The following is a 2,859-nucleotide window of genomic DNA, read 5'->3' as shown; positions in this document are numbered from 1 at the left end:
CCGCGCCGTAGACGTTGCCGTCTGTCGCGACCCATGCGCCGCCATTGGCCACGCGCACGATGCCCGCAAAGGTCATGTTGCCGCCGTCATCCATCGAGGCAGGGATGGCGTTGTATGCGCTATTGACCCACTCCATGCCGCCGCCACTGGCACGCCCGCGAATGAACATGGCGGTGCCGTCCGTGCTCTTCAGACCGATTTCGCCATACGCACCCGGCTGCGTCATCGTCAGGCGGCCGGTCATCGGGCCGCCGCTCACGTTGAGCTTGGTATTCGGGTCAAAATTCCAGCCACCCCACACGCGCTGTCCGTCGCTGCGGGCGATTTCGTTACGACCGAACGACCAGGCGTTATTGCGTCCGTCGAGATGAAATACGATGCTTGGCTCTGTGGTAGCCGAGCCGCCTTCGAAGCCTTCGATAGCAGCGAAGTGACGGCCGCCCCAGCGCGTCCAGCGTATGCCCATATAGCCGGCCGCCGCCGTCGGCGCATCGATCTGCAAAGCGGCAATGCGGCTTGACAGTTGGTTCCAGTCCACGAAAGAGCCGCCAATATCGCCGCTTGAGCGGAATACGCCGTTCACGCCGGTTCGCGGCGTTACATTCGATTGCATGGTGCGCTGGGTCGATACGACGTCCGTTCCGAAGCGCATCGTTTCGCTGGCGTTGTTCGCAATCGCAAACACGCCATCAGCAACGTGGAAAAACCCGGTATCTGGCGCACCGTCATTGACGAACGACAGCGAGGGATTCGCGGCCGTACCTTCGTCGAGCAGCAGTCGCCGGCCGGTGGCGAAAGTCACGTCGCCGAAGATGGTCCCGCCTCTGGCGAGGTCCAGCGGATTCAGATTCCCGGCGTGCCAGACTTCATTGTTCTGCACGGTGAGATTCTTGAGCGCGAAGTCGTATTGATACTGACCGTACTTCGGGGAGTAGTAGCCCGCCTGTTTGCTGTTCGCAAAGAAGTACCCCTCATTCGGGCCGAGCCATACCTGTCCTTCGCTGCCTCGGGTATTGACATACATATTCCCGTTGATGCGGGCGGGACCGTCGACCTGTACGCGGTTCGTGCCGTCATCGTTAGCGGTGTCGCCGATCAGCACACGGCCAGACGGCAGCACCTTCAGAAACGACTTGTTGCCCGCGAGCAGTTCGGTGAAACCATACGCCGCCTCGGTGCCGACCGAGGCGTTGCCCGCCGTGTGGAAATAGCCATACCCGGCATCCGCCGCAATCCAGGCCGTTACCGCGCCGGCGGCGCCGGCGGAGTGTGTGCCATAGGTGCGGGTGTTGCCGGCGAACTGCGCAACGCTCGTGCCGTCATCGGTCGAGGTGCCGACCAGCACACGGCCGGACGGCAGGATACGCACGCGGGTAGCGCCGCCGCCGGCGACGAGATCGAGGAAGCCGGCCGCCGCCTCCGAGCCGACCGACACATTCCCGTTCGAACGGAAATAGGCGACCGACGCGTCGGCCGATGCCCATCCGACCGTTGCGCCATACCCGAACCTATGCACGCCACGCGTGCTGACATTGCCGCCGAACTGCGCAATGCTGGTGCCGTCGTCGACCGCCGTGTTGAACAATGCGCGGCCGCCCGCAACGAGACGCAGCACACGAGCCTGCAGCGCATCGCGTTCGGCGTCGTTCGCCGCGCCATAGTTCAGGCAGAAATCGAGATATTCCGTCCCCCAATTGCCGCCGTTAAAGCCGGCGCTGATCGATGCGGCGAGGCGCGTATTCGTATCGTCGTTGTTGCCGAACGTGCCGTAAAAACGCAGCTTGCCTTCGCGGCCGCCTGCCCCGCTTGCGCCCTTTGCGTATAGCTGCGCATCGGTGTCACCAGCGGCGGCGGCCGCCGATACCGGGCCGCTGAACGCGGCGCCCGTCAGCGCCGCGTAGCGGGTCGCCGCAGTCTTCGGCGTGACGGCGCGCACGTCGTCGGTGCCGGCGTTGACTTCGGCTTGCGTCGCCAGCTCGACGACCCCTTGCCGCTCGGTCGTCGCTGGCGGATTCGTGAAACTGGCGTCACCGAAAACGAGCTGCGCCGCGTCGATCGTGGTGAACTGCGCGTCAGCCGAGAGCAGCAGCAGCGCCGCCGGCGACTTCTCCATGATCGGACCATCTGCGGCGTTCTGGCAGTAGACGCCGAACAGCACGCCGTTTTCGAGGTAAAGGCCGAGGCCGAACAGCTTGTACTGGTCGGCCGTGTCGTCGCGTAGCGTGACGTGGATCGTATCGGGCGCGACGTTGTCGCCGGCAAACGTGGTGATGCGTTTCAGTTCGTTCGGCAGCTTTTTGAGCGTGCGATCGGTCGCATCGAACAGCCCCGTACTCAGGCCGATTTCGACGATCTTGTGTGCGTTGGTGCCGGTGTTTCCGGTCGCGACAAGTGCGGCGCGACCAGCATCGGTGATGTGGAAAAGGGCTCCGGCCATGTTCATTTATCCGTGAGTTGATCCGTCAATGCGAGACGGCGGTACAGGGCCGGCCGAAAGGCCGCTGCAACGCGTTGCGCGCCTTGAATCGAATAGCCTTGCGTGAAGGTGTAGTGAGCCTTGACGGGCTTCGTGCGGTCGATTTCGGCGATGATGTCGGCGACATAGGCGGCCGTGGCCGGCACGCCGTCGCGCGCGCTTACGGTCATCACAATGTCGAACGTGCCAGGCACGCCGGGGGGCGTCATCTGGAACCATTCGCGCAGCGCGATATTTCCGCCGAACGTGGCGACGACTTCACGCACGGCCGCCGCCGTGCCCTTCTTACGCGCGATCGGGATCGCGGCCTTGACCCGCGCACGCTTTATCTGTTCGGGCCAGTAGTCTTTCCACGCGTCGACGCCGAGGTGCCACGCGAGCCA

2 protein-coding genes are annotated in these 2,859 nt (G+C 64.0%); both read right to left on the bottom strand.

What is annotated here, in order from left to right; all coding sequences use genetic code 11:
* Positions 1–2,437: hypothetical protein (locus tag BX591_RS35725; protein ID WP_111935998.1), on the bottom strand; the 2,437-nt coding region annotated here is incomplete at its 3' end.
* 2 nt (positions 2,438–2,439) lie between these two features.
* The coding region (locus BX591_RS35720) for a phage tail protein I (RefSeq protein ID WP_111935997.1) at positions 2,440–2,859 on the bottom strand (420 nt) is incomplete at its 5' end.

It is taken from the genome of Paraburkholderia bryophila (genome assembly GCF_003269035.1).
Lineage (GTDB): Bacteria > Pseudomonadota > Gammaproteobacteria > Burkholderiales > Burkholderiaceae > Paraburkholderia > Paraburkholderia bryophila.
Note: the sequence above shows the minus strand (reverse complement) of the source record. Positions and strands in the feature narration are given on the sequence as shown.